This is a genomic window from Cellvibrio sp., assembly GCF_053579595.1.
Genome location: NZ_JBRFPI010000350.1, coordinates 1 through 4,794, shown reverse-complemented (window position 1 = coordinate 4,794; position 4,794 = coordinate 1). Strand labels below are relative to the sequence as shown.

The window sequence follows — 4,794 nt, the reverse complement described above, 5'->3', positions numbered from 1 at the left end:
CAGGGTCGCGACACCAGCGCTGCTAATATTCCCACTCAAGCCGGTGAAGTTGTGCACTTCCACATTGTGGGTGTTTTTGGTGGTGGCGAAGTTTAGATAAGACGCTGTGCTGTCGAGACCCCATGTACCGGCAGTATTGGCAACGGATGAGCTGCTCGCCTTGCTGCTGGAGGCCGGCACACTGGAGGCCGGCGTACTTGATGCAGGCTTGGAGGATGCGGCAGCAGAAGATACGGCTGCACTGCTAGTGGCAGCGCTGTCACAGGCTGCACCGTTAATGACCGGTATTTCCGCAGCCGCAGCACCTTTGGTTCCCTGCACGCCGAATTCGATCGACTGGTTAGGCTGGATAGTGCGGTTCCAGCTGAGGTTGGTGGCCGTGTAGGGGTTGGTGCCGCCGAGAGTGGCGTTCCAACTGCTGGTGATGCGATTGTCGCCAGCGTATTGCCAATTGACGTTCCAGCCGTTGATGGCGCTGGTGCTGGTGTTGGTTATTTTTATGGTGGCGGTAAATCCATTATTCCACTGGCTGGCAACCAAATACTGGCATCCGGCGTAGGCCTGGGTGGAGAGAGCGGATATCGCCAGAGAAAACCCTGCTGCATAGAGAGTGCGGGTTAGCGCGCTCGCTGTGCGAGGGTGAATCGCAGAGGCTTTAAAGCTACTCATAGTGTCTTCCTCAGAGAAAAATACCGAATGAATTCGGCGGTGGTCATCAACAATCGTTATGGTTAAAAATGGTCGAGCTCGGCTAACAAAAAACGGTTTAACAGTTAATTTTTTGAGGTTGTAGAAACAATCACTCCATTTTCCGGACTGTGCGTAGTTGAACTTTTTCGGTGAGCAAGGGCGGCTCTGGCGCGCGCATCATGCGCAGCACTTCACCGGCAACGATAATGGCTGCGATTAATAATCCTGCGTAAATAAACATGACGTAGCTGTAATTGACGGTGTAATTCCAGGGGCGAGCGATGCCGAGATAACACGCAAATAGCCAGGAAGTAGATGAAATGGCGCCAGTGAGCGTCACCAACATTTGTTCAATAGTGGGCAAACCCAGTAAGCCGCGACGCGAGGTGACGCGCGGAAAACTAAAATAGTGCAGCGCAATTCCGTTGAGCGTTAATACCGACACCACAGTAAATTTTGCCCAAAGTTTTTCGTTCATTAAATATTGTTGCGGATTTTCCAAATAACCGAGCAGCACCAGCGCAAGTCCGGTAATCCAGAGCACGACCAATGCGACGAACATAACTTCTGCTGATTTAGTCAGATCTTTGATAGCGCTCGCCGACAAAGCCTTACCGCGCGATTTTGCCAAAGCAGAATCCTGGATCAATAAGATCCCTAGGGAGACACAAGCAGGAAGTAAATGCGCATAGACGAGGAGAGTTTTCATAGCACTTCCATGGTATTAACAGTTGATTTTGGTTTTTTTTAGTGCGAACAAAAGCCGTCTCATGTCCAGTGGGCTGTTAATTCGCGAATCAACGGCACTGGTGAGATGTGTTGCTACAACAATTTTTTTGACCGAAAACCTCAGGGGGAAGTCGACCCTGGTTTGCGTGATGTTATTGCCGAGTGTTTTTAGTTGGATTTTGTTGTTTTTATAACGACAGTTTCGCAAATGGCGTCTGCCTTTACCGCACTATAGTGGCGGCTCAGTATGACAGTTGTCTGTATGGTCAAGCTCTGTATTCTGCTACTTGGCACACATTGAGTGTGACAGGTTTCGCATCTATGCCACCCTGCAGCATTGCGCTAGTGGATTCGCTTGGCGATCAGTCTCTGGCTAACAGTTGCTAATTTACGCGGACTGCCAATGGCGTTCCAATCATTAGTTCTCATTTCTACCAAAAATCTGATTTATTCGAATAAGAAAATTTGTGCGGGGTGGGCGTGAGCAGATCAATTGGGAATAGTATTTGTGTCATTTCTTTACTGCTGGCAATCTCAACTTTTGCTATTGATGCACAAGCATGAAACCGGGTTTTGATGTCGCACTGCAGCAACATTTTGCCGCTATCGCCAGCAGTGATATAAAAACCTACAAGTTCCTTCTCTCTCGTGGTGATACCCTCTCTGGATAATATTCTGCGACGATAAGTTATCGTGCGAATAAGGTATGAGAAAAATCTTCTGTAGAACAAAACCTACATTGTTCATGAGGATAGCGTCGTGTTATAACCCCTTCTTACTTGTGGCTAAAGGTGAATATTTTTAGCAACTTACTGTTGTGTACAAGGAGATGATGATGCTAACTGATAAATGTAGTGTTCGGTTTAGTCAAGGCTTGGTTGTTCCTCTCGCAACGTTAATTGTCTTTTTCTTGCTTTTTTCAAATCCTGCCAGCGCCATCATAATTGAAGGTAAAGTCAACGGGCTTATTACTGATGTATTCACTGAGGGTAATAGATCTGACGGTGCCTTTTTTGATGTCGCTGTTGCGGGGCAGTCCTTCCATGCGGATTTCTGGTATGAGTTTGATGAAAATAATTTCCCTCCTACTTATGCTGAGAATTCCTTCAGGGAATACGATTTTAGTTTGTTTGCTATGGAAATCGTTGTACATGTGGGTGATGAGAGTTATAGCTCTACCACCTCCAGCGAGTTTCCGTTGACGCATTTCAGAAATATGATCAGTATTTTCCGTGGGGAACATTTCAGTTATTTCGACATGATGACTTACACTGAATATAGTTCAGTCAATCCGAGAACCGAAAACCGATTAGTTAGTATCAATTTTCCTACACCCGCAATGGAGTATTTTTCTGGTCTGGACTTGGAGCAAAATATTTCCGTTGTGGCAACAAATGGATCTTCATTGGGTGAAATGCAGATTTTTGATTATGGTACTCGCGATGGTGACAGATATCCCGGGGATTTTTATACATACGATGCCAACGTATATGGAAGTATTACCAGTTTCGATATGCACGTACGCGGTTCGGTGGTAGATGAGCCCGGATCGCTCGGGTTAATAGCGCTCGCGCTACTGCTGATGGGCTGGTGTTATCGTTTCCATATCAAGCCCATAAATAAAAATAAAAAATAAAGGTTAAAAATAATGGTTGAAAATAAATACGCAGCATTGCTCACAGTGTTGCAATCCCGCTTTGAAAAAAACATGAATCGCCATAAAGGTCTTGATTGGACTAAGGTGCAAGCCAAGCTAGAGATTGATGTTAAAAAATTATCGTCGCTGAATGAAATGGAGGCGACCGGTGGTGAGCCGGATGTGGTCGGTTTTGATAAAAAGACCGGAGAATTTATTTTTTACGATTGCTCGGTAGAAACACCCAAGGGCCGCCGAAGTGTATGTTATGACCGCGAGGGGTTGGAATCGCGCAAGGAACATAAGCCGGAAAATAATGCACTTGATATGGCGGCAGCAATGGGCATCGAGTTGTTAACAGAAGAACAATATCGTGATTTGCAACAATTGGGCGAATTTGATTTGAAAACATCGAGCTGGATACAAACACCTACCGCGATTAGGAAATTGGGCGGAGCGCTCTTTGCGGATCGCCGTTATGATTGTGTTTTTGTTTACCACAATGGTGCGCAATCTTATTATGCGGTGCGCGGCTTTCGTGGTGTGTTAAGGGTGTAAATTTTGTGTGCGGCAAAATAAAAAACCGGAGCACATGGCTCCGGTTTTTTCGTCTTCCCCAAACAAACTGACAACTCCGATTTACGACTCCATATTGAAATCGTAAGTCATGCCTTGGCTAGGCTCCTGCAAATAATGCCCCTGGATGTAGTGAGCACCTGCTTGCCAGAGCGTGGAAAGTACGCTCGCATTCTCTACAAATGGCACCAGGGTAATCTTGCTTTCGCCATTGAGCTTCTCGATCAGTTGGATCAGCGTCTCTGGGCTTTCGTTGTTGTTTTGAATATCCGTGGTAAACGATCCATCGATTTTAATCATGTTTGCGGGCACATGGGAAAGCGTATTGAATGGGTTCAATGAACAGCCAAAATTGCTGATCGCAAAACTGGTTTTAAGTTTTTCCAATCCTTCAGAAAAGTTCTTCGCCGCATTCAAATGATTGGTGACATCAATTTCCTGCGCCTGAAACACAATGGAATCGGCGGTGAGTTTCGCTGCCTTGAACGCGACAGCAAGCCAGGGAATTAACGATTCATCGCACAGGGATTGGCGGCCGATATTGACGATCAATTTGGTTTTGTTGCCTTTGGCGCGATGCTGCGAGAGCATTTTTATCGATTCCAGAATTACCCAGCGGTCTATTTTGGTAGCTGCGCTCATTGTAGATGCAGCCTCCAAAAAGTGATTGGGTGATATCTCATTACCGTTTTCATCCACCATGCGCAAATAGACTTCGTAGTATTCCTCGTCGGAGCCGCGCAGGCTGATAATCGGCTGGAATAACAGGCGAAAGCGGTCATTGGCCAATGCCTGTTGGATCGCAGTCGCGATATCGATTTTGATTTCGCTTTTGGGTGTCTCTGGCTCAAACAGCATAGCGCTGTTGCCATCTTTGGCATGCACTTTATCCATCGCACTGCGCGCTTGTTCGATCACCGTATTGGTGCTAGTGGTGGTTTCGTTAATCAGTGAGATACCAATGCTGCAGGTGATTTGCAGAGTTTTGTGATCGATCTCGATGATGTGTGCTTCCAAATCTTTGCAGAGTTGCAAGGCGCGATTAACGGCAGCATCAGCTTTCACATTAGGTGAGATTATCGCGAAGGTGGAGTCGCCGAGGCGCGCGATGGGATCGCTGGTATTGGCATTGGTGCGGAGCAGGGGGGCTATGTTGATCAGTG

At 46.6% G+C, this 4,794-nt stretch carries 5 protein-coding genes; 2 read left to right on the top strand and 3 right to left on the bottom strand.

What is annotated here, in order from left to right:
- Together ACWA6V_RS17390 and ACWA6V_RS17385 are read right to left on the bottom strand one after the other, a co-directional pair.
- A partial coding sequence (locus ACWA6V_RS17390; protein ID WP_449523678.1) for a cellulose binding domain-containing protein occupies positions 1 to 669 on the bottom strand: 669 nt, incomplete at its 3' end.
- A gap of 130 nt (positions 670 to 799) precedes the next feature.
- A complete protein-coding gene (locus tag ACWA6V_RS17385) occupies positions 800 to 1,399 on the bottom strand; it encodes a DUF2214 domain-containing protein (RefSeq protein WP_449523677.1) in 600 nt (199 codons plus the stop codon).
- 855 nt (positions 1,400 to 2,254) lie between these two features.
- Here ACWA6V_RS17385 and ACWA6V_RS17380 point away from each other — a divergent pair.
- Both ACWA6V_RS17380 and ACWA6V_RS17375 read left to right on the top strand, forming a co-directional pair.
- Entirely contained in the window at positions 2,255 to 3,055 is an 801-nt protein-coding gene (locus ACWA6V_RS17380; protein ID WP_449523676.1) for a hypothetical protein, read from the top strand.
- Positions 3,056 to 3,067: 12 nt separating this feature from the next.
- Complete coding sequence (locus ACWA6V_RS17375) at positions 3,068 to 3,613, top strand: DUF4256 domain-containing protein (protein ID WP_449523675.1); 546 nt, start codon at positions 3,068 to 3,070, stop codon at positions 3,611 to 3,613.
- 81 nt (positions 3,614 to 3,694) lie between these two features.
- Here the strand turns inward: ACWA6V_RS17375 and ACWA6V_RS17370 are convergent.
- Positions 3,695 to 4,794, bottom strand: a 1,100-nt coding sequence (locus ACWA6V_RS17370; protein WP_449523674.1) for an EAL domain-containing protein, incomplete at its 5' end; no start/stop codon positions are given.